General features: G+C 42.8%; 21 protein-coding genes, 12 tRNA genes and 1 pseudogene. 2 read left to right on the plus strand and 32 right to left on the minus strand.

From position 1 onward, the window contains the following. Positions 1-15: 15 nt before the first annotated feature. The 3 genes and pseudogenes from QM351_RS08370 to QM351_RS08380 all read right to left on the minus strand — a co-directional run. Positions 16-858 (minus strand): ABC transporter permease, encoded by an 843-nt coding sequence (locus QM351_RS08370; RefSeq protein WP_049472885.1) that lies wholly within the window; start codon positions 856-858, stop codon positions 16-18. Then, positions 858-1,724 carry an ATP-binding cassette domain-containing protein gene (locus QM351_RS08375; RefSeq protein WP_070674615.1) on the minus strand — a complete coding sequence of 289 codons (867 nt, stop codon included), beginning with the start codon at positions 1,722-1,724 and terminating at the stop codon, positions 858-860. Before QM351_RS08375 ends, QM351_RS08370 begins: the two co-directional genes overlap by 1 nt. Before the next feature lie 124 nt (positions 1,725-1,848). Next, positions 1,849-1,935, minus strand: a pseudogene (locus QM351_RS08380) (winged helix-turn-helix transcriptional regulator); the annotation flags it as partial. A 58-nt stretch (positions 1,936-1,993) separates the two neighbouring features. On the opposite strand from QM351_RS08380, the gene QM351_RS08385 reads away from it, so the two are divergent. Beyond that, on the plus strand, positions 1,994-2,848 hold the full coding sequence (locus QM351_RS08385) for a putative RNA methyltransferase (RefSeq protein ID WP_049472888.1): 855 nt from the start codon (positions 1,994-1,996) through the stop codon (positions 2,846-2,848). Between the two features lie 78 nt (positions 2,849-2,926). Here the strand turns inward: QM351_RS08385 and QM351_RS08390 are convergent, their stop codons facing one another. From QM351_RS08390 to QM351_RS08445, 12 genes are all read right to left on the minus strand, one after another. After that, complete coding sequence (locus QM351_RS08390; RefSeq protein ID WP_014712763.1) at positions 2,927-3,490, minus strand: NAD(P)H-dependent oxidoreductase; 564 nt, start codon at positions 3,488-3,490, stop codon at positions 2,927-2,929. Beyond that, entirely contained in the window at positions 3,490-4,083 is a 594-nt protein-coding gene (locus QM351_RS08395; RefSeq protein WP_003004492.1) for a TetR/AcrR family transcriptional regulator, read from the minus strand. The genes QM351_RS08390 and QM351_RS08395 overlap by 1 nt, the downstream gene beginning before the upstream one ends. 197 nt (positions 4,084-4,280) lie before the next feature. Next, positions 4,281-5,585: a response regulator transcription factor gene (locus QM351_RS08400; RefSeq protein WP_129824434.1), complete on the minus strand. Its 1,305-nt coding sequence runs from the start codon at positions 5,583-5,585 to the stop codon at positions 4,281-4,283. Positions 5,586-5,595: 10 nt separating this feature from the next. Further along, complete coding sequence (locus QM351_RS08405; RefSeq protein WP_270299859.1) at positions 5,596-7,242, minus strand: sensor histidine kinase; 1,647 nt, start codon at positions 7,240-7,242, stop codon at positions 5,596-5,598. Between the two features lie 2 nt (positions 7,243-7,244). Then, positions 7,245-7,856, minus strand: coding sequence for a YesL family protein (locus QM351_RS08410; protein WP_045758983.1), 612 nt, complete (start codon positions 7,854-7,856; stop codon positions 7,245-7,247). Between the two features lie 404 nt (positions 7,857-8,260). Next, a complete protein-coding gene (locus QM351_RS08415; protein WP_414327187.1) occupies positions 8,261-9,742 on the minus strand; it encodes an ABC transporter substrate-binding protein in 1,482 nt (493 codons plus the stop codon). A 78-nt stretch (positions 9,743-9,820) separates the two neighbouring features. Continuing rightward, positions 9,821-10,753: a carbohydrate ABC transporter permease gene (locus QM351_RS08420; RefSeq protein ID WP_195529651.1), complete on the minus strand. Its 933-nt coding sequence runs from the start codon at positions 10,751-10,753 to the stop codon at positions 9,821-9,823. Between the two features lie 13 nt (positions 10,754-10,766). After that, positions 10,767-11,696: an ABC transporter permease gene (locus QM351_RS08425; RefSeq protein ID WP_049492090.1), complete on the minus strand. Its 930-nt coding sequence runs from the start codon at positions 11,694-11,696 to the stop codon at positions 10,767-10,769. 225 nt (positions 11,697-11,921) lie between these two features. Next, entirely contained in the window at positions 11,922-13,802 is a 1,881-nt protein-coding gene (locus QM351_RS08430) for a beta-N-acetylhexosaminidase (RefSeq protein WP_414327188.1), read from the minus strand. Continuing rightward, the gene (locus QM351_RS08435; RefSeq protein WP_414327189.1) at positions 13,796-14,665 is read right to left on the minus strand and encodes an ROK family protein; all 870 of its coding nucleotides are present in this window, start codon (positions 14,663-14,665) and stop codon (positions 13,796-13,798) included. Before QM351_RS08435 ends, QM351_RS08430 begins: the two co-directional genes overlap by 7 nt. 85 nt (positions 14,666-14,750) lie before the next feature. Beyond that, complete coding sequence (locus QM351_RS08440; protein ID WP_414327190.1) at positions 14,751-17,396, minus strand: alpha-mannosidase; 2,646 nt, start codon at positions 17,394-17,396, stop codon at positions 14,751-14,753. A gap of 76 nt (positions 17,397-17,472) precedes the next feature. Continuing rightward, positions 17,473-18,753, minus strand: coding sequence for a glycoside hydrolase family 125 protein (locus QM351_RS08445; RefSeq protein WP_414327191.1), 1,281 nt, complete (start codon positions 18,751-18,753; stop codon positions 17,473-17,475). A gap of 215 nt (positions 18,754-18,968) precedes the next feature. Here QM351_RS08445 and QM351_RS08450 point away from each other — a divergent pair, with 215 nt between their 5' ends. Continuing rightward, the gene (locus QM351_RS08450) at positions 18,969-21,044 is read left to right on the plus strand and encodes a GH92 family glycosyl hydrolase (protein ID WP_373105560.1); all 2,076 of its coding nucleotides are present in this window, start codon (positions 18,969-18,971) and stop codon (positions 21,042-21,044) included. A gap of 190 nt (positions 21,045-21,234) precedes the next feature. Here QM351_RS08450 and QM351_RS08455 read toward each other — a convergent pair whose 3' ends face one another. The 17 genes from QM351_RS08455 to QM351_RS08535 form a co-directional block, all read right to left on the minus strand. Then, positions 21,235-21,792, minus strand: coding sequence for a DUF6287 domain-containing protein (locus QM351_RS08455; RefSeq protein ID WP_049472597.1), 558 nt, complete (start codon positions 21,790-21,792; stop codon positions 21,235-21,237). A 138-nt stretch (positions 21,793-21,930) separates the two neighbouring features. After that, complete coding sequence (locus QM351_RS08460; protein WP_049483548.1) at positions 21,931-23,436, minus strand: zinc ABC transporter substrate-binding protein AdcA; 1,506 nt, start codon at positions 23,434-23,436, stop codon at positions 21,931-21,933. A gap of 2 nt (positions 23,437-23,438) precedes the next feature. Further along, positions 23,439-24,242, minus strand: coding sequence for a metal ABC transporter permease (locus QM351_RS08465; RefSeq protein ID WP_049506201.1), 804 nt, complete (start codon positions 24,240-24,242; stop codon positions 23,439-23,441). Continuing rightward, positions 24,235-24,939, minus strand: coding sequence for a metal ABC transporter ATP-binding protein (locus QM351_RS08470; protein WP_414327192.1), 705 nt, complete (start codon positions 24,937-24,939; stop codon positions 24,235-24,237). Before QM351_RS08470 ends, QM351_RS08465 begins: the two co-directional genes overlap by 8 nt. Position 24,940: 1 nt before the next feature. After that, on the minus strand, positions 24,941-25,378 hold the full coding sequence (locus QM351_RS08475; RefSeq protein ID WP_414327193.1) for a zinc-dependent MarR family transcriptional regulator: 438 nt from the start codon (positions 25,376-25,378) through the stop codon (positions 24,941-24,943). A 105-nt stretch (positions 25,379-25,483) separates the two neighbouring features. Then, a tRNA-Leu gene (locus QM351_RS08480) sits at positions 25,484-25,567 on the minus strand. Between the two features lie 10 nt (positions 25,568-25,577). Continuing rightward, a tRNA-Gln gene (locus QM351_RS08485) sits at positions 25,578-25,649 on the minus strand. Positions 25,650-25,668: 19 nt separating this feature from the next. Beyond that, a tRNA-His gene (locus tag QM351_RS08490) sits at positions 25,669-25,741 on the minus strand. Positions 25,742-25,753: 12 nt separating this feature from the next. Then, a tRNA-Trp gene (locus QM351_RS08495) sits at positions 25,754-25,824 on the minus strand. Positions 25,825-25,830: 6 nt separating this feature from the next. Continuing rightward, positions 25,831-25,911: transfer RNA gene (locus QM351_RS08500), tRNA-Tyr, on the minus strand. Between the two features lie 15 nt (positions 25,912-25,926). Then, positions 25,927-25,999: transfer RNA gene (locus QM351_RS08505), tRNA-Phe, on the minus strand. A gap of 3 nt (positions 26,000-26,002) precedes the next feature. Continuing rightward, positions 26,003-26,076 (minus strand) — tRNA-Met (locus tag QM351_RS08510). Positions 26,077-26,085: 9 nt separating this feature from the next. After that, a tRNA-Ser gene (locus tag QM351_RS08515) sits at positions 26,086-26,175 on the minus strand. A 7-nt stretch (positions 26,176-26,182) separates the two neighbouring features. Beyond that, positions 26,183-26,254 (minus strand) — tRNA-Glu (locus QM351_RS08520). Between the two features lie 10 nt (positions 26,255-26,264). Further along, positions 26,265-26,338: transfer RNA gene (locus QM351_RS08525), tRNA-Ile, on the minus strand. Positions 26,339-26,374: 36 nt separating this feature from the next. Then, positions 26,375-26,445: transfer RNA gene (locus QM351_RS08530), tRNA-Gly, on the minus strand. 5 nt (positions 26,446-26,450) lie between these two features. Then, positions 26,451-26,523, minus strand: a tRNA-Val gene (locus QM351_RS08535). Positions 26,524-26,576 lie beyond the last annotated feature (53 nt).

Genomic DNA, 26,576 nt, shown 5'->3' on the forward strand with positions numbered 1-26,576 from the left:
TACTCCAATTCTCACTTACTTTCTTTTATTCGATCTTTTTGCTAAGGGAACCCAAATCCCCAAAGCTAGAAGAATACCACCTAACACTATAAGGTATGTTTGTTCCTTTGTCAATAAGGCTTGCCATTTGAGCTGAACACCCATTTTTTCTTGAAATTCTCGAAGAAGATCATCTCGCCCCTTAAAGGTTTCGCTCACTGCTTCTTTCATGAGTACTTGTCGATAAAGTGCAGCAATATAAGTTGCTGGAGTACATTTCATTAGTAGTTGTGCAAAATCAGGTAGAACACCTAAAGGTACATAAGTCCCTACCAAAAAACCAGAAGCTGTACCCACTATGGTCGAAAACTTCCCAAGACTGTCTACGGAATGGAAAAAATAAACAAAAATGGCATTCACTAAACTAGAAAGCAGGCTACTAAGCAGCATAATAAGGAGTACTTCAGGTAATAAAGACAGTGCTGGAACTTCTCTAAAATAGCCACACATCAGCACATACATAAGGGCCTGCATGAAAAAAGAGATGATGATTGCGCTCGTTAGATACGAAAATGGTAACCGCCACTTTCCTTGATCCGATAAATAAAGATCCTGATCTACTTGATGTTCACGATCCTTTACTAGCTGAGTCAGGGCAGCCAGACTTGTCGTAATCCCTGTCACAGCCAGCGTCCCACTCATTAACCAATTATTTAACACAGGACCACTATTGGGGAGCTGAGCCCAAGCATCTGTTAGATTTTTTTGAAGAAAAATAATATAAAGAATAAAGGAAATCAAGGCTCCCAACAGAGAGAAGAAAACTCCTGAACGATTTCTGAAGTACAATAAAAAATTTCGCTTTAGTAAGGCTAGCATTAGCGAACCTCCCTTCCTGTAAGTGCAATAAAGGCATCATCCATGGTCCCTGGACGAAACTCAAAATGGGCTAGATTATCTCTAACTTGCGCCAGGTAATCAATGGCTTCCCTTTCACTCTTGGGTTGAAAAATATACTCCAATTGACTTTGTTGCTCTACTGACATTCCCGAAGATTTGAGACTTTCTATCTGCTGCATCTCCTTGAAACGAATCTTCAAGATATTAGTAGCATACTGACTCTTAATATCTAGTGCCGATCCTTGAGCAATCACTTCCCCATGGTCTACAATATAAATCTGATCAGCTTCATCTGCTTCGTCAAGATAATGCGTGGTCAAAACAACAGTCATCCCCTCTTCTTTCTGCAATTGATAGAGCAAATCCCAAATAGACTTTCGGGTTTGGATATCCAAACCTGTCGTTGGTTCGTCTAAGAACAGAATATCTGGTTGTGAGAGCAGGGCACGCGCAATGTCAACCCGACGCTTTTGGCCACCTGAAAGCGTCCCGTATTTCTGCTTTTGGAAAGCTGATAGACCTAGCCGATCAATAAGATCAGACACACGATTTGGTTTTAGGTCTTTGTACTGTCTCGCACGAATGGTCAAATTTTCTCTAACCGTTAGCATCTCATCTAAAACACTGGTTTGGAAGACCACACCAATTTTAGTACCTGGTTCATAGATGATTTCACCTTGCGTTGGTTGTTTCAAACCAATCAACATGGAAATCGTCGTTGATTTCCCCGCCCCATTTGGTCCTAGAATCGCATTAAAGGTTCCCTTTTCAAACTGTAAATGAATATTGTTTACGGCTAAATGATTTCCATATCGTTTACTGATGTTTTTAGCTTGTAATATCATGTTCTCTCTCCTTTTGATAAAACCAGTCTAACAAAAAAGCCGCTTAAAAAATGGCTTTTGGGGATAAGTGGTCAAAATGAAGAGATGAGTGGCGAGATAGAAGAGATTAAAATGAGGAAAAAATTTATTGCAGCCATTCTTTTCCCCATTGATTCAAGTCCTTTAAAATTGGCATCAGTGAATTTCCTTTTTCTATCAGCTCATATTCTGTTTGGTACTCTATTAGAGCATCGGTTGCTATCTAGAGGCTCTTTTGTTACACTACTAATATGAATACACCGATTAAACCAAAATTACAACGATTTCAAACAGCCACTGCTTTTGCCTGTCCCATCTGTCAACTGGACCTAGAACTTGTGGAGACCAGTTTTAAATGTCCCAAGGGCCATTCTTTTGATTTGGCGAAATTTGGCTATGTCAACCTGGCTCCCCAGATCAAACAATCAAAGGACTATGACAAAGAAAATTTCCAGAATCGCCAGCTAATCCTAGAAGCAGGTTTTTATGAGCCGATTCTAACAGCGATCGGACAAAAAATTCCGACCAGTGATGCCAAGATTCTAGATACCGGTTGTGGAGAAGGCTATTACTCCCGAAAGCTACAAGAAGCTTATCCCGAAGCTACTTTCTATGCCTTTGATCTTTCAAAGGAATCTGTGCAACTAGCTGCCAAGAGTGACACTAGCTGGAAGGTCAATTGGTTTGTAGGAGACTTGGCTCATTTACCCATTCAATCCAAGAGTATAGAGGTCATTTTGGACATCTTCTCCCCGGCTAATTACGCTGAATTTGAGCGTGTCTTAAAGGCTGAAGGGGTGATCATTAAAGTCGTCCCAACCTCTTCTCATCTGAAAGAAATTCGTCAGTTGGCCCAAGATCAATTGACCAAGCAATCCTACTCCAACCAGGAAATTTTGGAGCACTTTGAAGACCACTGCCAAATTCTCTCATCCGAAACAGTCAGCCTCACCAAGAGTTTAACTCCTGAAGAACGCCAAGCGCTCCTCGCTATGACCCCTCTTCTATTTCACGTTGACCAAGAAAAAATCGACTGGACCCAACTCACAGAAATCACCATTGAAGCTGAGCTTCTAGTTGGGAAAATCAAGATACAAAGGACTTAAAGTAAAAAGGCTGAGACGATTTGTCTCAGCCTTTTTACTCATCTTCTGCATGCTCTGTCATGACTTGTAAAGCACTTTTTAAATCCTTTTTGCTATTTGTGCGATTTTTTCGAGTTCTTCTTTCCGTTGACGATCACTCATATATTCCACTCGTGTAACTTGTGTCACTTTAACCGGTTTAATACCACAGGGTTTCAAGATTTGGGATTTTAGAACCTTTGCGTAGTCTTGAGAAAAAGGAAGAAAAATTTTTGGCGTATTATGCGTCGTAATGATCCATGCTTTTCCATCTAGTTGCCCCACCGGACCTCGAGGTCCATTCTGATAAGCAAAACCTGCAACAAAAACACGATCAATAAAACCTTTTAAAATAGCTGGCATTCCACTCCACCAAGTAGGGAAAATAAAAATCAACTGATCCGCCCAACTCAATAAATCTCTATACGGTTTCATGTCTTCATTATGCTGTAAATCTCTCCTTTTATGCCTTTCATCAAAACGTAAAACCGGATCAAAGTTTTCTTTATATAAGTCTACTATTTTAACCCTATGCTCTGGTGCTAAATGCTTTTGCACAGTTTGAAGGATTGATGCATTATAACTTGTTTCATTCGGATGTGAATAGATTATTAAAACATTCATCAGCTATCTCCTTTTATATAAATATCAAGCATCGTTCTGACGGTCTTTTGAACATCATTTTCTTTAAAGCTTTCTCCAACGGGACTCCTTACCAATAGAGCCAAACCAGCAATAAAACTCCAAAAATGGATCAAAATTTCTGCGTCACTACTAGAAAGATTTTCCTCATCTTTAAGTCTTAACGCTACCGACTTAAAATGTTCAAATCCTGGTAAAGAGGAGTTGACTGAAATAGTTTCCTGGGATAGCTCCAAATAGTTATATGGAAATTTGATAAATAATGCTTCAAATAGATAGGTTTCCTCTTGGGCAAACCTTACAAAGTTACAGCCCATCAGAATTAGTTGAGTTCTTGCATCTATGGAAGTATCAATCCCTTGTATCATATTTGTCAAAAAGAACATTGATAAGTGTTCCATAACCACTTGAATATATCTATCTTTACTTCCAAAATGCTTATAGGGAGCTCCATGAGTCACCCCACATTTTTGAGCTATTGTACGCATAGACATCCGGTCAATCCCGTTAGTTCTAATTTCTTCAATGCCGACCGAAATTAACTTTTCTTTCAGTTCTTCCGTATTCCGTTTCATTTGACCACCTTTCCCTATCAAAGTATACGCCGTCTACTTTTTATAAAGTATACACTGTCTACTTATATTTGTCAAATTAAAAAATACTCAAAACTTAGCTTCAGAGTCTCTGACCTTCTGTTATCTACTCACCTAAGGAAAGTTTCTAAGAAGACTTTATCTTCAATTAAAAAGCTGAGACAAATCGTCTCAGCCTTTTACTCATCTTCTGTATGCTCTGTCATGACTTGTAAGCGATAGGTTTTAGGCGATTTCCCACAGAGTTTACGGAAAACCTTGTAGAAATAGCCTACATTACTGTAACCAACTTTATAGCAGATATCTTCAATGCTGTCATTGGTTGATAAGAGGAGCTGCTGGGCAGCCTTAATCCGCTGTTTGTTGAGGAGTTCTGCGAACGTTGCATTGGTTTCTCGTTTAATCAATTGGCCTAAATAGACTGGATTGATAAAGAGAGCCTGACTGATGTCCTTGAGCGACAGCTCTTTTTGGTAATCACGGCTAATCACTTGGAGGACACTCGCTACATTTTCGTTCATCCGATAGTGGGATAAGAAACGGGACAATTCTTCCTGGATAAAGCTAATCATCTCTCTAAAGGTAGCAGCTTCTTGGACTTTCTTGACCACATCGGCCAAATCATCTCCTTGTAGGTATTCAAACAAATGAAAGACATCCATCAAAAATTGGATAAAGAGTTGCTTGGTCAGCGAAACCTTGGGTGTCTTCTCAAGGATCATTTTTTCCAACCAGTCCAGTTCTTCTAAGATCTGTTGGATATTTCCTTGCATGATCACCCGGTAGGCCGGCTCGTAGTAATGGAAGACCTCTTCATCTTGATTGAGAGGGGTCGCTCCATAAAAGAGACTCCGCTCCACTAGGTCCTTAAATTGATGAAAGTGCTCCTTATAAGGTGGCTCAAAGGCCTTCTCAATCATGGCTTCTTCTTCTTGATCTGAGATAAAGAGTTGAAGATTTTGCCCGAGAACTTGGTAAGACGAGCTGATAAAACCTTTTTTCTCCTTAGCAATCCCAATCCACAGTGAATTCCGGCCTGCGATATACCGACAAAACTCTTCCTCAGAGATGTCATCGTGAATCAAGCGGTTGGCCAACTCTTGGCTTGGTTGCTGGATTTGGTGCTGGATTTTTTCTAGGATATTGCCCATCTCCACCTTATTGACCGGTTTGAGCAGGTAGTCTGCCACGCGCAAATTGAGGGCTGTTTTGACATATTCAAAATCCTGATAGCCTGACATAATGATAAAAGCAGCATCTGGCATCAAATCCTTCATCTCAGCAATCATCTGAAGTCCGGTCTTTCCAGGCATATTGACATCCGTGATCACCACATCCACCGGATGTTCTCGCACATAATCAAGGGCCTGGTCTGCATCTTCAGCAGTTGCGACCACTTCCATATTCCAGTGGTCAAAGGGGATTAATTTTTTTAACCCTTCTGTAATCATATACTCATCGTCTACTAATAAGACTTTGTACATTCTGTCTCCTTTATTCATCTTGAATGGTTATCGTATAGGTCACTCCATGGTGAGGTTGGGAGAAGACTTGGATATGGTAGCGATCTCCAAAATAGAGTAGCATGCGTTCATGAACATTGATAATTCCGATGGACTGCCGCCCACTCTTTTCTTCGATTTCTGAGCGTGGATTGCGATTGGCTAGTATCTCTTGAATGCTTTCTAGCTGTTCTTCTTCCATCCCGCGCCCATTATCAGTAACTAGAATCATGACTTGCCCTTCTCCTTGCAAGACTTTGACACTAATCACATTGTCCTTGCGTTTGTGATCCACTCCATGTGCAAAATAGTTCTCGACCAAAGGCTGGATGGTGAATTTTGGAATCTTCATTTTTTCCAAACCTGGATCGATCTTAAAGCCATAGGCGATCGATTTGGGATAACGTACCATGCAGAGGTAGCTGTATTTGCGACAAAATTCGAGCTCATTTTCAACCGTCGTCACTCGCTCATCTGAGATATTATTGCGCAAGAGACTACTAAACTCATAGATAATATCACCCAATTCATCCTGCTCTTGCATGACGGCATACATCCGGATAAATTCCAGTGTATTGTACATGAAATGGGGATTGATCTGGGCTTGTAGTGCCCGCATATTGGCATCCTTTTGGCTGAGCTGTAGCTGATAGATATCCCGAATATTCTTATCCATATTGTCCAACATGGTATTGATCATATTACCAATAACCAGCAGTTCTTGGTCCTTGGTCGAGGTATCAATCCGTCGTTCACTATCGCCTTGACTGATTAGATTCATGGTATCGACCAGATCAAGGACTTGGCGACGGTAATTTTTGAAAATTTGTCGCATTAATAAGTAAAGGATCAAGAAAATCAAGAAAGCAATGGAGAGAAAAGTGGTCAGGTTGGCTAGACCTTTCTTGACCAAATAACTTTCTGAAACAGCTACATCCACCTTGTAGCCATAGATCGTGCTACGAGTTTGCCATTTAATATCCTTTGATTGTCCTTTATCTCCTTCATGGTACATCTCTTTCCCAAAGGGAGTGAAGATCCGTACAGCGACCGGAAGATCGCCTCTGGCATTATCAATCGCTGCCGTCAAAATTTCTTGGTTCAGCGTCATATAAGCAATCCCAACTCCAGCACCCGTAGTCGGATCTGTCAAAGGAACCGGAATGGCTGTCGCAGGAGCCTTGTAATGGTCCGCTGAGACTTGCTTGCCTCCCTGTGATTGCCGGGTAGAGACAAATACCGTCTTGTAATCAGACAAGGTGACATCGATACCCTCGATGTTTTTATTGCTCAAATAGAGACTGTCAATATTCTTATGTAGGGACAATTGGATATAAGAAGGGAATTGGGCATTCAATCGCCAAGTCTCATACTCCGATGGTGACAAGGTAAAATAGCGATAAACTCCTTCTAATTTTGCAGGGTTTTCAACGAGGCTACGGCCTTCTTGTGTGACCCGTTGATAAGAGGTTTCAAGATCCGTCACCACTTCGGTCAAGACCCGTTGGGCGATCCGGTCGGCTTCAGCTTGCTGGTTTTTCCAAGAGATCCCCGCGACGACCAGGCCCATAATGGTCAAAATGACTACCATGACATAGGCGTAGAATTTTAAAAGCGTACTTAACCAGATTTTTTTCATCGTTAGGATACCAATTTTTCGTGGATGTTTTGATAGACAGGGTCAAAGATATCATTGACAAAGAAATGCCATACACCGATCAAGACGAAAAAGAGAAGGGCTGGCATATAGTAGCTAATGACCCCAAGTAGCGCGGTTCCAAGGATGAGCTTCAGAACCGGACGAATGTCCAGCAACATTCCGATCAAACTGAGCTTGATACTGTTGGCATAAGAGAGATCAAAATGAACTTGCAATTTCAAATAAACGGCGTAAGCTAGAGGCGCAACCAAGAGGAAAACCAGATTAAACAAGAGAACCAAAATTTGGAAGAAATTCAAGTGAGGAATCTGGACCATGAGGTACATGCCATATAGGAGAACCCCTTCAATGGCAAAGAAGGTATAAAAGACTTGATTAGCCGGGCGTAGATTTTCTTTGAAGAGTTCCCAAGCGCGTGACCAATGATAGTCCTTGTAGGTCATGCCATTTTCCGCATAGAGGCTCATGATAGTGGCACTAGCCGGTCCTACTCCTAGCAGAACACCCCCACAGATCGTCAAGACCCAAAAAATCCCTGTTACCAGCATAGCAACATAGACTCTCGTAAAAATGAACTCGATGATTTTTCCCATCATTCAGCCTCTTTTCCAATTAGTGATTCTATTATACCATAAAAATAAAACGCTTTCCCCCTATTTGCATTGGTAAATTGAAATATTGATTTTCATTTACAGTTCTATTTTCATAAAAAACTGTTCTTTTATACAGATCTATAAAATTATATAAAAATAAAAACCTTTTATGAGTTAAAGTTATTCAATCATCTACCGAAACTTTCCGCCGTGAGAAAAGTGCTAGAAACACTAATGTTTCTAGCACTCGGGAGTTTTGAAACTTTAGGTTCAAAACTAAGTCATGGAACTTCGTAGAAGTTCGCTGACGTCCGTACTCACATAAGGAAAGTTTCTAAGAGGACTTTCTCTTCAATATGAAAGGCCTTGGAGATCCCTCCAAAGCCTTTTCGCACTACCTGTTCTTATTTTTTAGAAGCAAGGAATTCGTCGTATTGTTTTTGCATTTCGTCAAGCACTTTTTGGTAAGCACCTTCTGATTTCAATTTTTCAAGCATCTTAGGAACTTCTACTTCAGGATCCACAGTACCAGTATTGATCGCACCTGCGAATTGGTTCAAAGTATTTGTAAGAGCAGTGATTTCTGATTTCACTTTATCTGTGTTAAAGATGAAACCAAGTGCTGGAGATTCTTTTGCAGTTTCCAAGTCTTTCTTAGATTGTGCAATTTGTTCATCTGTTACGTTTTCGTTGATGTAAAGAATCCAGTTGTTACCAGTGTTCCATCCAGACATGTGAGTGTTTCCGTTGTAGCCATCCAAGACTTTGACACGGTTTTCTTTACCTTCAACTTTTTCCCAGTTCTTGCCTTCTGGTCCGTAAACAAGACCGTTCAAGAGTTCTGGGTTTGTATTCAAGAGGTTCAATACTTCCATTGCTTTTTCTTTGTTCTTAGAGTTGTTTGAGATAACAAAGTTAGCTACTTGAGTGGTGTTGTTCTTCTTATAGAGTTCAGTAAATGGTTTGATGTCGATCTTACGGTTTGCTACACGAGTAAGCAAGCTGTTACCGTAGTCAGCTGGTCCTACTGTTTCTTCACGAACCAACCAAGTATCTTGAGAAAGGTCATAACCAGTATCGCTTGTTGCTACGTCTTTTGGAATGTATCCTGCTTCGTAGTATTTGTGAAGAGTCTTCAAGTTTTCTACATAACGAGGGATTGTGTAACGGTCAACGATCTTCGTAGTGTCACCTTTCAAGTCAACAACGAATGGAAGTCCATCAACAGCCACATAGTCGAAGTCATCTGAAGGTCCACCGTAGCTCTTGTTCATGGCAAATGGAACAACGTTTGGATCTTTTTCTTTAATGGCTTTCAAGACTGGTTCAAGAGAAGCATAGTCTTTGACGTTTGAGATGTCGATACCATATTTTTCAACAAGTGGTCCGTTGAAGGCAAAGTTTTGAGAAGATGCAACGTTGGCTGCTACTGGAACAGCATAGATCTTGCCATTTACAGTGTTCCCTTTGATGTATGCTGGGTCAAGTGCTTTGTAAAGTTCTTTCCCTTCTTTCTTGTACAATTCTGTCAAGTCAGCATAGGCACCTTTTTGAGCATTGATCACGTAGTTGTTGGCAAAGGCAATATCATAGTTTTCACCAGATGAGATGATAACGTTCATTTTTTGTGCGTAGTCACCCCAACCAAGATATTGGATATCCAATTTTGCGCCAACTTTCTTTTCAATGATCTTGTTGGCATTTTCTAACAAGGTATCCAAGTTATCTGGTTTGTCACCGATTTGGTACATCTTGATGATTGGTTTACCGTCTTCAGTTGTTGCTGATTTCTTGTTGTTACCTGTAAGGCTTCCACAAGCAGCAAGAGTAGCTCCAAGAGCAATGACACTAGCAGATGCTAACGCGTATTTTTTCCAATTTTTCATAAGAAAAATCTCCTTTATGTTATTTTCTTTTTAGACTAAGTTATGAGTTGAAAATCTTGTCGATTTTCACTTGTTTTCCTATTCTTTCACACCACCGATGGTCAAGCCTTTTACAAAGTAGCGTTGGAAGAATGGATAGAGAATGGCGATTGGCACTGTTGCCACAACCACCATAGCCATACGTCCTGTTTCCCGTGGGATGGATTGTACAGCTCCTGCCAATTGGCCGGATACCCCGACATTTTTAGCGATGTAATCCATATTGTTTTGGATTTGCATCAAGAGGTATTGCAATGGGTAAAGGTTGTCACTCTTAATATAGAGAAGGGCGTTGAACCAGTCGTTCCAGAATCCTAAAGCGGTGAAGAGACTAATAGTCGCAATCCCTGGTAGAGAGAGTGGCAAGCAAATTTGGAAGAAAATCCGTGTTTCACTTGCTCCATCGATCCGAGCGGATTCAAGAATGGCTTCTGGAATGGTCCGTTTAAAGAAAGTCCGCATCAAGATGATGTTGAAGGGGCTAAGCAACATTGGGATGATCAAAGCCCCGATGGTATCACCCAATTGCAAGAGTTGAGTGGTGACAATATAGCTTGGTACCAACCCTGCACTAAAGAGCATACTAAGGAGTGAAAATACGGTAAAGAACTTGCGGTATTTAAAGGTACTCCGTGAGATAGCATAAGCATAGGTTGTGGTGATAAAGACATTACATGCTGTTCCCACAATGGTCACAAACAAGGTAATGAAGAGGGCTTGCAAGATTTTTTCTTTGAACTGTACCAAGAAAAGGTAACCATCAAATCCAAATTTTGCTGGCCAGAATTGGAATCCATGGACTGCCAAACTTTGTTCGTCTGTCAAAGAGATCATGACAACGAAGATGAAGGGAAGTACACAGGTCAATCCGACTAAGGTCAACAACAAGGTAAAGAAGAAGTTGCTCTTCTTACTGAAAGAATGGATCCCGACATTATCAATTTTTTCTTTTTGAATGGTTGATTTTTTCATACGATCCTCCTTTCTAGAAGAGAGCGGCATTCTTATCAATGCGACGGGCAATGATATTTGAGATTAAAACAAGAACCAAACCGACTACCGATTGGTAAAGACCGGCTGCTGCTGTCATCCCGATATCCCCTGACTTGGTCAAACCGTTGTAGACATAAACATCAATAACGTTTGTCACACTATAGAGCGCTCCAGCATTATGCGGGATTTGGTAGAAGAGACCGAAGTCTGCGCGGAAGATATTTCCGACTGCAAGAATAGTCAAGACCGTAATCAAGGAAGACAACTGAGGAATGGTGATATTGCGAATGCGTTGCCACTTAGACGCACCATCCACGGTCGCTGCTTCATAGTAAGTTGGGTCAATTCCCATGATGGTTGCATAGTACATGACACTACTATAACCAAAGCCTTTCCAAATTCCTAAGAAGAGGAGAAGCGCTGGCCAGATCCACAATTCTGAATAGAAATTGATGGCCTTCATGCCAAGTGAAGTTAAGATGTGGTTGACCAATCCTTTGTCCACGTTCAGGAAGGCATCGGTGAAGAAGCTGATGATAACCCATGATAGGAAGTATGGGAAGAGCATGGAGGTTTGAAGCACCTTGACCACTCTTTTTGATCTCAACTCACTAAAGATGATGGCGATCCCAACGGAAACAATCAATCCTAAGAAGATAAATCCTAAGTTGTACAAGACCGTATTTCTTGTAATAATGTAGGCATCTTTTGAACTAAAGAGGAACTTGAAGTTGTCAAAACCAACCCATTTACTCTTCATGACACTGTCGATGAAGCCTTCTCCTGTAATATGATAGTCCTTAAATGCTACGATATTCCCAAAAACCGGAATATAGAAGAATAAGATTAACCACGCTGCACCAGGTAAGACCATTAAAAGAAAAATGAAATTTTCTCTCAGAGTCCTTACAAACTTTTTCATTTAACTCCCCCCTTTGAGCCTTGAGCGTGCTTTTGCTTTGGTAGCGTTTACAATACTTATTATAAGATAGCCATTTTCTATTTTCAAACTCCTAATTATAGAAAAAATTCTACAAATTTATGACATGGCTTTAAAAAAGGAGTAGAAAAGGGCGATTGTAAACACAGCTCCTCTTCTACTCCTATCCACCGTGGATAAGACATCTGTCATCCAACTTAGCATTTTTTACGTTGTATAAATAGTTGAGGCAGTCGCAATGGTATGCCACTGGTTGGCTGTTGTTGCTGCGAAGTCCTTGTCTGCGTAGAAATCATTGAATGGCAAAATCTCTACTTCTAGTTCATCGATACGTGAGATGGAACCAGCTAGATAGTCTTCCATCCGACTTTCTGCTCGCTTGATCCGTTGCAAAAGTCCACCCATGCGGATATCTACTGTATCCAAACCAAAGACCTTGTTTTCTTTCAACCATTGTTGGCTAAAGAGCTTGTGGAAGTTTTCAATCTGGCTTCTTAATTTTGGCAGTTCTTCTCTAGCAATTTGTTGCAAGCTCTCTTTATCACCTGTTTGATAGGCTTGACGAATGCGTCGTCCCACATCGACTTTACTACTTAAAATAGCATTCAACTGAGCCTGAGTTTCGAAAAGATAAGCGTAGGCGCCAGCTTTTTCTTTAATAGCAGAAAGAGTCTCAGCTGCCTGGGCAAAGTGAGGCTTGTCCTGTTCAGGTGTCATGTGCTTGTCAAGAATAGGGCAGAGAACATCCTGATAAAAGGTATAGCGGTTAGGGTTGATGCCACTGAGATTGTCTGGTAGTCCTGGCAAGAGATTGGCCAGATCCAGCTGCATAAAGTCCTCAACGGATAGGCCTGTATTGGTCTTAAAGTGAGCTGACAGACGCTCTAAATCATTGCAATAGCTGAGTTCTGCCCAAATTTGTAAACTTGGGAGAATCGAGAACTGGGCTGTTTCACCACCATTGTCCCCCCAGCCCGTCACAATGACTTCCTTGATCTGATTAGCACGGCAGGCTTTATTGGCTTCAAGAGCGACGAGGCGACTGAAATGGTTGTGGGGCGTAAAACCAATCCACTTCCAGGCACCACCAGCAAAGGCAATATCCTGACTAATCTTATGGTGATTACGGAAGTTTCGGTTGTATTTTTCCTCGCTATCCTGATAATAATCCCAGTAAACCAAGGTCACACGGTCTTTAAGACGGTCTAAATAAACTCGTGTTTCTTCTGGAATTTCTACCTCACGGTCGTACTGGCCATCTGCTGACATAAGCTTGAAGAACATATCACTCCACATCTGGCAGTGGAAACCATACTTGTCTGCAATATCCAGCACGCGCTCCAAATGTTGGCACATAAGGAGACTCCGATCCACAATACCGTTCAAGATAAGATAACGACCCAAACCGACCAAGTGAGCTTCGTCCATCCCGATGTTGACCTTGCGAGTTTGTAATTTAGATAACATCGCAAACATACCGTCAATCAGGTCGTAGACTTTTTCTTCACCGATGAGGAGAATATCCTCTACATCGCGGAGTTGCTGGACTTCCTTAACCCCCCATTTAACAAAGGCTGATAAATGAGCCAAGGTCTGGATGCATGGGACAAAGGTCATGTCAAACTGCTGGGCATAGTCTTCGATTTCCTGTAACTCTTCAGCTGAGTAGGCTCCACGGAAATAACCAAAGTAAGGTTGCCCCTCAATCTGATAGGTGTCCTCCATATAGAGCTCAAAGGTTGAATAACCCATCAGAGCCAAGAGTTCAATCATCTGTTTGGCTGATGCGACATTGAGCACGGCGTTGCGCGAACAGTCGGCCATATAGGCCAAATCTTCATAAGCCGCCTGTTCTTCAATCTCTACTTTGTCTCCTTCTGCTAAAGCTGTTGCTAGCACAGACAAGGCGCGGTAGAGTTGATGAGGTTTGCGGTAGGTCAGTTGATACTGCCCATTCTCACCCTTGATAGAGATAGAAGCTTGGTCAGACTGAGCGACCGCCACCTCTACATCTGGTAGAGAAATGTGATTGTTTAATACTTCAACAGCTTGGGCTTGTTTGGGACTAAGTCCTGTAAAACTTACCATTGGTTTTCCTCCTGTAACCAGTTGACAAGGGCACCGTAGAGATTGGCATCTGCCTGATAGGTGCAAGCTTGAATCACTGGAGCAATTGTATATTCTTCATATCTTTCCACAAAGATGTCTACTGCTTTTTGCACCCCTTTGATAAAATCTGGGTTTTGACTGATAGAGCCACCTAGGCTAATCACATCTGGGTCAATGAGATACTGGATATTGAGCAGTCCTTGAGCAAGATTACGATTCATGCGCTCAATGGCTTCCTGGCAAAGGGCATTGCCGGCTGTAGCCTCTTGGTAGACCTTACGTCCATCCCAGTCAGACTGACCTGATTTTTCAATCACATAGCGAACCATGTTTCCTGTAGAAGCGAGTTGCGACCAGTTGTTGAGTTTTTCTGCAGGCTCGATGGTTGTCATATAGCCAAACTCACCGCCCAAACCATGACGTCCACGGTGAAGCTTACCATTGATAATCATGGCTCCACCGATTCCTGTACCAATCACGACACAGGCTGCATTTTCAATCTCAGGATGAGCTAGGAGTTCACTCAGTCCAACACAGTTGGCATCATTTTCTAGATGGACAGGTAGCTTATGATGAGAAAGTGCCTCATACCATGAAAAACCATGGATATAAGGAATGGCACTGATCCCCTCAATCACCCCTGTTTCTTGGTTAACAGCCCCTGGCACGCTCATAGCAATTCCACGGTAGTCCTGTTCTGATAACCGTTGATCCAACCAAGCTAGCAACTCTTCCAGAGTCTCTGGCGTTGGGGTGCTGGCCTTATCTAAAATCTTTCCATCCGGAGTGAGACTAGCAAACTTAATCCCAGTCCCTCCGATATCAATCGTTGCAATGGTCATTGCTTTTACCTGTAAAAAGGAGCGAGTCAGCAGTCGGTTCTTACTCTTTTCGCTCCTCCTTTCTTTTTATGTTATCTTTTTGAAATTAGATTTCTTCTTTTTTGATCAATTCTGTACGAATTTCTTGTGGCGCCAATAGTCCTGAATGAACTGGATATGGGCGTTCCAATAAGTCAAGAATAGTTTGTTGTTTGTCAGACACACGAACATTTTCTTGGCTCATATTGTAGTAACGAAGGACGTAACCTTCTTCATTTTCAGCTACCTTAAAGGCTGTTGGGCAGACTTGTGGCAAGCTCAGTGATGGATGGTTGAAGAGACTACCTGTTGCTGCTACACTTCCTTCTTGTTTTTCAACTTGAAGGCTGGTCATCGGTGTCTGCAAAGCTTTCGCTCGGCGATAAGCAGAGAAGCGCCCCTGAGCTTGATGGCATTCTACTGCATATTCCACCTCAAAGTCCCGCAAACATTGTGCTTCTGGTGTTGGAAAGTAGCCCCAGTCACCGAGTTCCCCTGAAGCACGAAGAAGTGTTACAGCTATTGTGTCGTCTCCAAGGATTTCGTATTCGTTCAATCCTTTGTTAGATACAGTCACTCCTTTAACATCATCATACAAGCTGACAAAGGCTTGTTGGTGTTGGGGATTTTCAGGATTTTCCCAAGAAGCAGCCGGTTTATTTGGCCGTGTCACAACTTCATAGATACTTTCAGAATCGTTGCTTGGACGTGTATTGTGAGTCTTGACCAAGAGACGGATGCGGTGATCCTTAGCTGTATTGGTGAAGCGCGTCTTGAAGCGAATTTGCGGATCATCTACAAAGATGGTCATCTCCGTTTCAAGAGGGATGGTTGTCAGCTCTTCTGAGCGACTTGCCTTGCGGTTCATAAACTCGATAATGCCTCTTTGCTCCGCATCCAATTGTTCATCCGCGCTGACCGGGATCGTCAAGTCATGCTTGAGCAAGATTTTGGCATAGCGGGCATTGTTTTCCAAGACCTCATAAGCTGTTAAGTTCGCATAGATCGGCTCTGTTCCTTTTGGTTGGAAGTAGATATATTCATTTCCGATATCCCCACGATCTTCAAAGCGAAGGAAATCCTCATAAGCCTCATTGGTCGTTTTATCATAGAGGGTCAAGCCATCATCGATACTAAGGGTTACAAATGGCGTATCAATCACCCCATTTTGGAACAGACCATCATGATGAAGTGCTTTGCCTTCCAAGAGCTGGAAGGTCGTCCAAGACAAGGCTGCCAAATGAACAGGAACCGTCACGCGCACTTGACGTGCAATATAGGGTTGGCGGAATTTATCCTTAGGCAGGGTATAGCCAAAGCTTGCTCCCAAGTCCTCAATCTCTGCTTCTACAAGATGTCCATCTAAATCCTCTACATGGTAGTCTGGCAAGCTCAAAGCAGCCATTTTCTTGAAGCCTTCTGTCGGATGCAATTCCTTAAATGGACAAACCGCTACATCGACAATCGTGCTGACGGTATCCACCTTATTGTGCAATCCAGTGTTGATGACCGTAAAGAGATGCTCACTCTGAGCTTTTTGAGTCGCTAGCTTACCCTTCCATTCGTTCAGAAGGTTGGTCTTGACAAAGTTTCCGACTTGATTGACCTTGGCAAAACGAACTTCCATCTCACGGTGAACATCATCCACGCTACATCCACAAATACTATCGTGTGGCGCATTTTGTAAGAGTGTCTTCCAGGCATAGGTCAATTGATCCTTGTGGTTGTGCCCACCAGTAATGATGGTCAAAGGTTCCACCACTTGCTCCAGCAAGTTGCTGTTTTCTTGGAAGGCTTGCTTGAGATAAATCCGAGAGGAAGACGTATTTGCCAGCGTGTACCAACCATCGGTTTCCTGACTGGTCAATTCTCCCGTAACCGTAGATAATTGTTCAGGAAGCGCACTTTCCACTGCTTGAACATATTCATCAAAGGAGCTATGAATAAAGGTCACGTCAGGGAACAGTTCGTTAGCCACACGAATAGCTTCACTCAAGTTTCGTTGAACCGGTTGGTGGTCGCAACCGTTCATCATCAACCATTGGTTGGTTGAGGCATAGTCGCGAACATCTGCCAATTTTTGTTTCCAGAAAGCCAAAGCTTCATCTTTTTCCACTGGAATTTCGTTCCCGTTACTGTACCAGTTGGCAAAGAGAATACCCAGCACACGGCTACCATCCGCCCCTTGCCAGTACATTTCAGAAAATTGAGAGGTAAATTGCTCATCTTCGAGGACTTGGTTGTCAAAGCCGATTGGCTTCACACCACGCCCAAAAGCTGCTACGTGAATGCCTGATTTTTGAAGGATTTGAGGAGCTTGTCCCATATTTCCAAAGGTATCCGGGAAATAACCAATCTGAGTAGATTTGCCCCATTTAGCGCATTCAGCCTGTCCGATCAAGGTATTGCGGACATTGGCTTCGCTGGAGATCAGGTAATCATCCTGCAAGATGTAGAAGGGACCAATCTTGAGCTTGCCCTCGTCGATATAACGCTGCACCTTTTCACGGTTTTCAGGGCGAATTTCTAAATAGTCGTCAAGGACAATGGTTTGGCCATCCAAGTGGAAACTTTTGAACTCAGGATCATTTTCAAAAAGATCAAACAGATTGTCAAACAGTTCCACCAATTGCATCCGGTGGCTTTCAAAAGGTAGATACCACTCACGATCCCAGTGGCTATGAGAGATGATATGTACAACAACATTTTCCATGAGTAAAACCTCATTCTAACTTAAATTTAAAGATCTATTTGTGATTCTTTACAAGAATCTGTTAAGCGACAGCTCATTAGCGAATATCCAAGTAATCCAAGACTAATTCACAGAACATCATGTTGGCCCAAGAGAACCATTCACGCGAGTATTTAGTTGGATCATCTACATGGAAACTTTCGTGCATGACGCCCGTGCCTCCATCGCAGGCAACCAACTGGTCCAGCAAATGTTTTTTCTCAGCTTTATCTGTCGTTGTCAATCCTTGAATGGATAAAGCAATCGGCCAGATATAGCGATAAAACGTATGAGAACTTCCTAGTCCACTTGCGTACTTCCCTTCATAGAAGTAGGGATTTTCAGGGCTCAAAATCGTCCGACGAGTAGCTTGGTAGACCTCATCGTCAATGGCGCAATATCCCAGATAAGGAGCTGCCAACAAGCTTGGCACGTTCGGATCATCCATGATGCTAGCATTTCCCAAACCATCTACCTCAAAGGCATAAATCTTCTCACCCTTGCTATTAGTGGTGTAGGCATAATTTTCGATCCCTTCTTGAATCTCAGCTTGCAGACGTTTAGAGTCAGCAATGATGCTTTCACTATCAGCTAGATTCAACTCTGCAAAGATTTTTTGCACATAACCCAAGACAACCACTGCAAACATATTGGATGGAATCAGATAGCTATACTGACAGCAGTCATCACTTGGACGAAAGGCTGACCAGGTCATCCCTGTCACGGCAAAATCAGGACCAAAACCATCATTTACCAAAGTGTCTTCCTTACGATCCGTATCCCGAACAAAGCGATAAGGAGAGTTCTTGTGGTCTTGCTCCACCGTCCAGAGATGAAGGATTTCCTTGGTCGCCGTAACAAAAGTTTCATCAAACTGGCTAGTCTCACCAGTTTCTTTCCAAAGGAGATAAGCTAATTGCAAGGGATAGCACAGCGAATCCACTTCATACTTGCGTTCCCAAATCCAGCCATTGAGATCTGTATGGTCGGTCTCGTGGTGACCCTTCCAGTTCTCTTCAATGTTGAAGGAGTTGGCATAGGGATCCTTGAGAATCAAAGTCATCTGACGTTTAACCAAGCCAGCAATGGTCTGGCGCAAGAGAGGGTCTCTTTTAGCCACATGAAGATAAGGTCTCAATTGAGCAGTAGAGTCACGCAACCACATAGCTGGGATATCCCCTGTTAGCACAAAGGTTGAACCGTCTTCTAAAATTTCAACTGTATTGTCTAAAGTGTCTGTGTAGCAACGCTCAAAGACATCCACCCATTCAGGGTACTCCTTGGCACGTTCTGCTACTTGGTCCAGCCATTCTCGCACGATTTCTTTTGAATAGGTCATTTATTTTCCTCACACGTATCGATTCTTTCCTATTCAGTATAAAAGATTTCAGATGGGAAATACATACGCAAACTATAGCCCTTTTTCTACAAAATTTTCCATTTGATAAAAACGCTATCATATTTGACAACACTTTGATACAATGAAGAAAATATCACTGCGTGTTCCAAGAAAAACACAGACCATTTAAGGTTGATGAAGAAAAAGGAGACCAGATGCACACTACTTGCCAGACCATCGATACCCGCTGGGGAAGCGATAATCATCCCCACTATTCGCACGGAAACACCCTCCCTTATACCGGAGTTCCTTTTGGAATGAACTACTTTCTTCCTCAGACGACACACGAACAAGGAGCTTGGTTTTTCAACCCCAATCTCCCTATTTTTCAGGGGTTTCGCCTCACCCACCAGCCTAGTCCTTGGATCGGAGACTACGCTTGGTGTCTCATCACGCCCATCACAGGAGAAGTTACAAGTTCCGACCTCTTCCGTCGCCAGAGCAGTTATTCGCTGAAAGAAGCTCTTTTTCAGCCCCACTACCTCCGTATTTTTTCGGAACGTTATCAGATTCAAAGCGAGCTGGTTCCAAGCCGCTACGGGGCTGTCATGCGCTTTCAAGCACCAGAAAAATTGACTCTCTGCTTTCATGCAGCAAATGAACTAGAGGACTTGACCCTTACAGACCACACCTGTCACTTCCACATTCTGGATCAGGCCCATACTGCTGATACTTCCTACTCTTTCTATCTCCAGTGGCAATTTAGCCAGCCGATCGAGACTGTCACTCACATCGATCAGGATCTTTTTCTTACCTTTGCTAGCAATGAGGTGACCGTCCAATTAGGAAGCTCTTATCTGTCCCAAGACATGACTCACAGCCATCTTCCCAACCTTCCCTTAGAGGAAGCTAAAAAAAAAGCAGCCGATCAATGGAATCAGCTACTAAAACGAATTGAAGTGAAAGATAACGGAGGATGTGATCAAGCCTTTTTCGACCACTGCCTGTACCGACTCCTCCTTTTTCCTCAAACCTTTTATGAAATAGATACCGAGGGAAATGACTGGCACCTGGATGTCACCCATAATGAAATCAAACCAGGAAAAGCTTATACGAATGTCGGTTTTTGGGATCTCTTCCGAACATCTTTTCCGCTCTTTAGCCTTGTCTACCCCGATTACTACCGTCACTTCCTCGAAGGATTTTTAAATACATACCAGGATACTGGTTTTCTACCAAAATGGTTGGCCCCAGATGAACGAGGGATGATGCCAGGCACTCTCATTGATGGAGTCTTCGCAGATGCTGTCACAAAAGGGATCGCACCAGACCTACATGAAAACATGCTGACAGCCATGCTCCAGACAGCCCAAAAAACAGATCCTATGCAACATTTTGGTCGCCATGGCAATGAAAGCTACAAAGTGCTTGGCTACTTACCTGAAGATTTTCACGAAAGTGTTAGCCACAGCCTCGATTATGCTTACAGTGATTTTTGCATTGCCACCGTCGCTAAGCAATTGGGTCAGGTAGAAACGGCTACTCAGTATGCTGCTTCCAGCCTCTCCTACCGAACATTGTACGATGCCCAAACGGGCTTCATGAGAGCGCGATCCACCAATGGGAAGTTTAAAGCCCCCTTTTCTCCTACTAGTTGGGGAGGAGATTATGCAGAATGTTCTGCAACCCAGGCTACTTTTGGAGCCTTACACGACCTCTCCGGCATGATAGAGCTAATGGGCGGTAAAAAAGCCTTCACCCAACGACTGCTGGATCTGGCCAATCAAAAACCTCAATTTGACGTAAGAGGATATGGCTATGAAATCCACGAAATGAGTGAAATGGCCCAAGCTCCATTTGGGCAGATCGCCATCTCCAATCAACCGAGCTTTCACATTCCCTACCTCTTCCGCCACAGCCTTCACCCCGAATATACCAATCTCCTTATCCACCAGATCCGTTTCCAAGCTTTCCATCAAGATTTCCAAGCCTACCCAGGTGATGAAGACAATGGTAGCCTATCTGCTTGGTACATCTGGTCGGTCCTTGGACTCTACCCAACCTGCCCAGGAAAACCAATCTATGATCTGGGCCTCCCTCTCTTTAAAGAAGTTCTTCTCCATCTTCCAAACCATGAGCTCAAAATTTGTGCTAACTCCCATACTACAGGTGCCTATTTCATCCAAAAAGCCCGATTAGATGGCAAAGACCAGCAAGAGATTTCCCATCAGGATCTCCTTGAAGCCCAATTGCTCCAGTTTGACCTTTCATGGCTCCCCCCACATGCATAAGAAAAAGAAAGTGGGACAGAAATCGGTCATTCGTTAGAATTCGATTTCGTCGTCCCACCTCCGCACAGTTGAGTAGGGCTGTAAAAGCTGATGAAATCAGCGTAGTAGAGCCCACTCAACCACTGCGTCTTGCTCGACAATCTAAAAATAATTGAGAGGCTAGGACTTTTGTCCCAGCCTCTTTTTTCTGTTATTCATCTCCTACATGATAGTAGATCGAGCCTTGTTCCCCAAAACTAGCGATACCAACACCAGACCATAAGCGGTTTTTAGAGGCATCTGATGTATCTTTAAAGACGACTTGTCCTTGATCATCGACCTGATCACCAATGGTCACTCCTGCAGGAATATACTCCAACAAGAAGCCTCCATCACGACCACCATAAATGCCTTCTGATGCTGTTCCATAATCCGTCAAAGAAGCTCCATAGCCCTCTAACTCTTGTGAGACCAACCCTTTGTCGTTAAAGACCAGCTTGTTTCCCTTATCATCTTGCCAGATACCAGCAATACTGCTGTAGTCTCCATTGGCAATCGCTTCAAGATCCATTTTCTTCACTTCTTTTTTCTCTTCTTTTTTTTCTTTCTCCTTCACTTCCGAACTAGAAGCAGCCGTCTTTTTGACCTCAGAAGAGGTCGTCGTTTGACTAGAAGAAGCCGGTGATTTTTTACTCACCCTCTGCTGCGAACAAGCTACCAACAGGACCACACTGAGAAGACTCACAAGAATTGCACCAACTTTTTTCATTTAAAATTCCCCATACATTTTTTAATTTAAAGCCCTTTCATTGTAACGTATTTTCAAGCATTTGACAAGCTTCACTCCCCATTTTTAATCAAAAAGAGACCGGGATAATCAGTCCTAGTCTCTCTTTTGATACAACTTTTAATGAGCCAGCATTTCCTGTGCCACTTCTAAACCAGATAAGTTCGAAGGATAATAAGTTGGCCAATTTTCCAACTCATCATAAAGCGCTTCTTGACTCTTTCCTCCATGGAAAATGTGGAAGTGAGCTGCCTTTACCGGAGTAATTTCATGGTCACTAAATTGAACATATTTGAAGTCTCCCGCATCGCTCTCCTTGGCTTCAAATAGATAACGAACACCACGATTTCCCTTCTTATAAGTCAAAATGTGCTTACCTACGTATTTATAGGTATATTTCTTAGAAGATCCTTTTTGATAAAACTCCATTGAATCCTTATCAATCTTAATCCGATCAATATCTGTTTGGTAACCCTTGGTATAATATTCCTTATACTCAGCAGCCGTCATAGTTGGATTTAATTTTGCCTTATAATCAAAGACCTGATCCAAAGTTCCATCTTGCAAGTATGGATAAACCGATTTCCAATCACCTGCATAATTTGCTAAGCTACGATCCTTCACTTGACTATCCTCGAAATATCCCTTTTGAACTGTCTTAGCATCTTCCTCATGTTCCGGTTGAATATCCTTACCAGCTTGTGACGTTGTTTTCTCTAGCGCCTTCAGATTCTCCTTCATAACAGACACGTAGTCTTCGCCATCTTTCATTTCTTGATCCGTCAAGCTTTCCAAAGGATTTAAGACAGCTAACTCAACACCAGCTTCAGAAGACAAGGTTTTCGCCAAGGACTTAGAAGCATTTTCCTCAAAGTAAATGACCTTGATCTCATTTTTCTTGATATACTCTGTCAATTCACGCAATCGTGCAGCAGAAGGCTCACTATCAGGTGAAATCCCTGAAATGGCCACCTGGTTTAATCCATAATCTAAGGCCAAGTAACGGAAAGCCGCGTGTTGGGTTACGAAATTCTTTTGCTTCGCATCTTTCAATCCATCCTGATAAGCTTGATCCAAAGCCTGTAATTTCTTCAGATAGGCTTGGGCATTTTTCTCAAACGTCTTTTTCTTATCTGGATAAGCTGCCACCAACTGATCACGAATCGACTCTACCATCTTCATGGCACGATGTGGAGAGAGCCAAAGGTGAGGATCATATTCATGATGGTGTTCTTCGCCCCCTTCGTGTTCATGTTCCTCTTCCAATCCAGGAAGCAAGACCATGCCCTTGGTGGCATCGATCACTTTAGTTTTCTTATCCTTCATTGATTTCAAAAGATTTGGAACCCACGTTTCCATGTTTTCATTCTCATAAACGAAAACATCCGAATCTTGAATCATAGCCCGCCCCTTAGCAGACAATTCATATTCATGAGGCTCTGATCCTGCTCCAATGAGCAGGTCTACCGTTCCTTCATCTCCGACAATATTTTTTGTAAAATCATAAACAGGATAGAAAGTGGTCATCACTTTTAATTTCCCATTTTGACTCTGACTTTTGCCACAAGCTGTCAAAACAAGTGTTAAAGCCACTAACAATAACCAACCAAATTTTTTAAAGTTCATATCTACTTCCTCAAACGTGATCCAAGATTCACAAGCAAGAACAGTGCCACAAATAAAAGCGTAATACTGGCACTCGCTGGTGTATCTGCAATATAAGACAAAATCAACCCACTAAACATCCCGATAAAACCAATGATGACCGCAAGCAACATGACCCCACGGAAGTTCTTCCCTAATTTCAGGGCAATACTAGCCGGTAAGACCATGATGGTTGAAACCAATAACGATCCTGCTGCAGGAATCATTAAGGCGATAGCAACCCCCGTTACCACATTAAATAAAATGGACATAGTTCGGACCGGAAGCCCATCCACAAATGCCGTATCTTCATCAAAGGTCAAAATATACATAGGACGCAAAAATAAGGCCGTCAGCACTAATACAACGAAAGCAATCACAAACAAGGCAATCACCTGTTCATCCGTAATGGTTAGGGTAGAACCGAACAAGTATTGATCCAAACTCATCGAGCTCTTCCCACCACCACGCATCAGTACCAAAGCTAGGGCAAGACCTGTGGACATTAAAATTGCCGTCCCGATCTCCATAAAGTCCTTAAATAAGGTCCGCAAATACTCAAGAAAAACCGCAGCAATAATGACAATGATCATAGTCGAGAGCGTTGGAGAGATCCCAAGGAAAAGCCCAAAAGCGACACCAGCAAGAGAGACGTGACTTAGCGTATCACTCATAAGGCTCTGCCGTCTTAAAATCAAGAAAATCCCTAATACAGGAGAAAAAAGACTCATGGCAACCATAGCCAACAAGGCCCGTTGCATAAAATCATACTGGAATAAATCAAGCATGGTCACCCTCCCCTTCAGTATCATGGACATTAAAACATCTCCAAGGAGAGCTTTGGTCACGAACCAAATGAATATTCCGATCCGCAAATTGGTTAACCTCTTCAGGATCATGCGTAATCATCAAAACAGATTTTTGATGGTGATGCGCACTGTGATGCATCAACTCATAAAAATCACTCTTTGTCGTCGCATCCATTCCTGTCGTAGGTTCATCTAAAACAAAGATATCCGGATCTGAAGCAAACATCCGAGCAATGACAGCCCGCTGTTTCTGACCACCAGACAAAGAACCAATCGCCCGATCCTTGAACTCCAGCATCCCAACAGATTCTAAACTCTTCAGAATATGTTTTTCATCGTGCTCATTCAACTTTCGAAACCATCCTTTACGAGGATACCGACCTGACTTCACAAATTCATAGACCGTACTTGGAAACCCTGCATTAAAACTAGCAATTTGTTGCGGCAAATAAGCAATCCTTAACTTCTTTCCCTTAACATTCGTCTTTGAAATATCAACAGTCCCAACCTTGGGCTGTAAGATGCCAAGGCTAGCCTTAATCAAGGTTGACTTAGCAGCGCCATTCTCGCCAGTCAGCGTAACAAACTCTCCACTATCTAAGTAGTAATTGATCCCTTCCAGAACCGGTTCTCGATCATAATAGAACGATAAATTTGAAACCGTAATATACCTCAAACTATAACTCCTCTTCCAATAAATCTAAAAACCGAGAAATGACCCCTTGCTCATTCTTAGTAAACTTCGACAAGACATCCTCATAAGTGTGAAGGGTATGCTGATGGTGGTGCTGATGCTCTAAGGCAATCGGCTTACCAGTCTCAGTTAAGCGGTAATAGAGAACCCGTGCATCATTTTCATCGCGATAAGTCTCCAGCATCCCCTGACTTAATAAGGGCTTCACAGCCTTCGTGATCGCTGCCTGACTAACATTCAATTTCTTTGCTAAGACAGAATTGGTTAGAGCTTCATCAGCAACCAGCATCAAAATATGTTCCTGAGTGTTGGTTAATGAAACACCACTTGTACAAGAACCAACTAAAATTTCATGTTGATTCTCAGATAATAATAAAATAGAATTTAAAAATCGATCAATTTTATTTGCAACTTCAGACAAAATATACTCCTTCTAATTCATTAGCAGAAACTTTACCGGTTAATTATATCACAAAAAAGAAAAAAAATAAACAAAAAAAGGAGTAAAAACTCCTTTTATAATCTATACCGGCGGCCGGGGTCGAACCGGCACGTCCTTGCGGACACTGGATTTTGAGTCCAGCGCGTCTGCCAATTCCGCCACGCCGGCATAAATTTAACTGGGGTAGCTGGATTCGAACCAACGCATGAGGGAGTCAAAGTCCCTTGCCTTACCGCTTGGCTATACCCCAATAATAATATTAATAAATAGGCGAGTGATGGGGATCGAACCCACGCATGCCAGAGCCACAATCTGGTGTGTTAACCACTTCACCACACCCGCCATAATTATTAACACGGGCAGTAGGAATTGAACCCACACTGAAGGTTTTGGAGACCTTAGTTCTACCTTTAAACTATGCCCGTAAAGGATGGAAGGGGAGGGATTCGAACCCCCGAACCCGAAGGAGCGGATTTACAGTCCGCCGCGTTTAGCCTCTTCGCTACCCTTCCTGATTATTGAATTGATGGCGCGAGACGGAATCGAACCGCCGACACATGGAGCTTCAATCCATTGCTCTACCAACTGAGCTACCGAGCCAAATTGCGGGAGCAGGATTTGAACCTACGACCTTCGGGTTATGAGCCCGACGAGCTACCGAGCTGCTCCATCCCGCGTTAATATTAAGGAGGATGTGGGATTCGAACCCACGCACGCTTTTACACGCCTGACGGTTTTCAAGACCGTTCCCTTCAGCCGGACTTGGGTAATCCTCCAAATATATAGTCCGTACGGGATTCGAACCCGTGTTACCGCCGTGAAAAGGCGGTGTCTTAACCCCTTGACCAACGGACCATACTATTAATGGGCACGAGTGGACTCGAACCACCGACCTCACGCTTATCAGGCGTGCGCTCTAACCACCTGAGCTACGCGCCCAAGTTAAAAACTTGGTAAAAATGAACAAAAGTTCAAAGCGGGTGACGAGAATCGAACTCGCGACAACAGCTTGGAAGGCTGTAGTTTTACCACTAAACTACACCCGCTTAAATGGGAGTTAACGGGATCGAACCGCTGACCCTCTGCTTGTAAGGCAGATGCTCTCCCAGCTGAGCTAAACTCCCAAATGAGCCTAGTATCTACTAGGCTCAATCTCTTGCTAAGCGACTACCTTATC

The organism is Streptococcus parasanguinis (assembly GCF_047465465.1).
Taxonomy (GTDB): Bacteria; Bacillota; Bacilli; order Lactobacillales; family Streptococcaceae; genus Streptococcus; species Streptococcus parasanguinis_AI.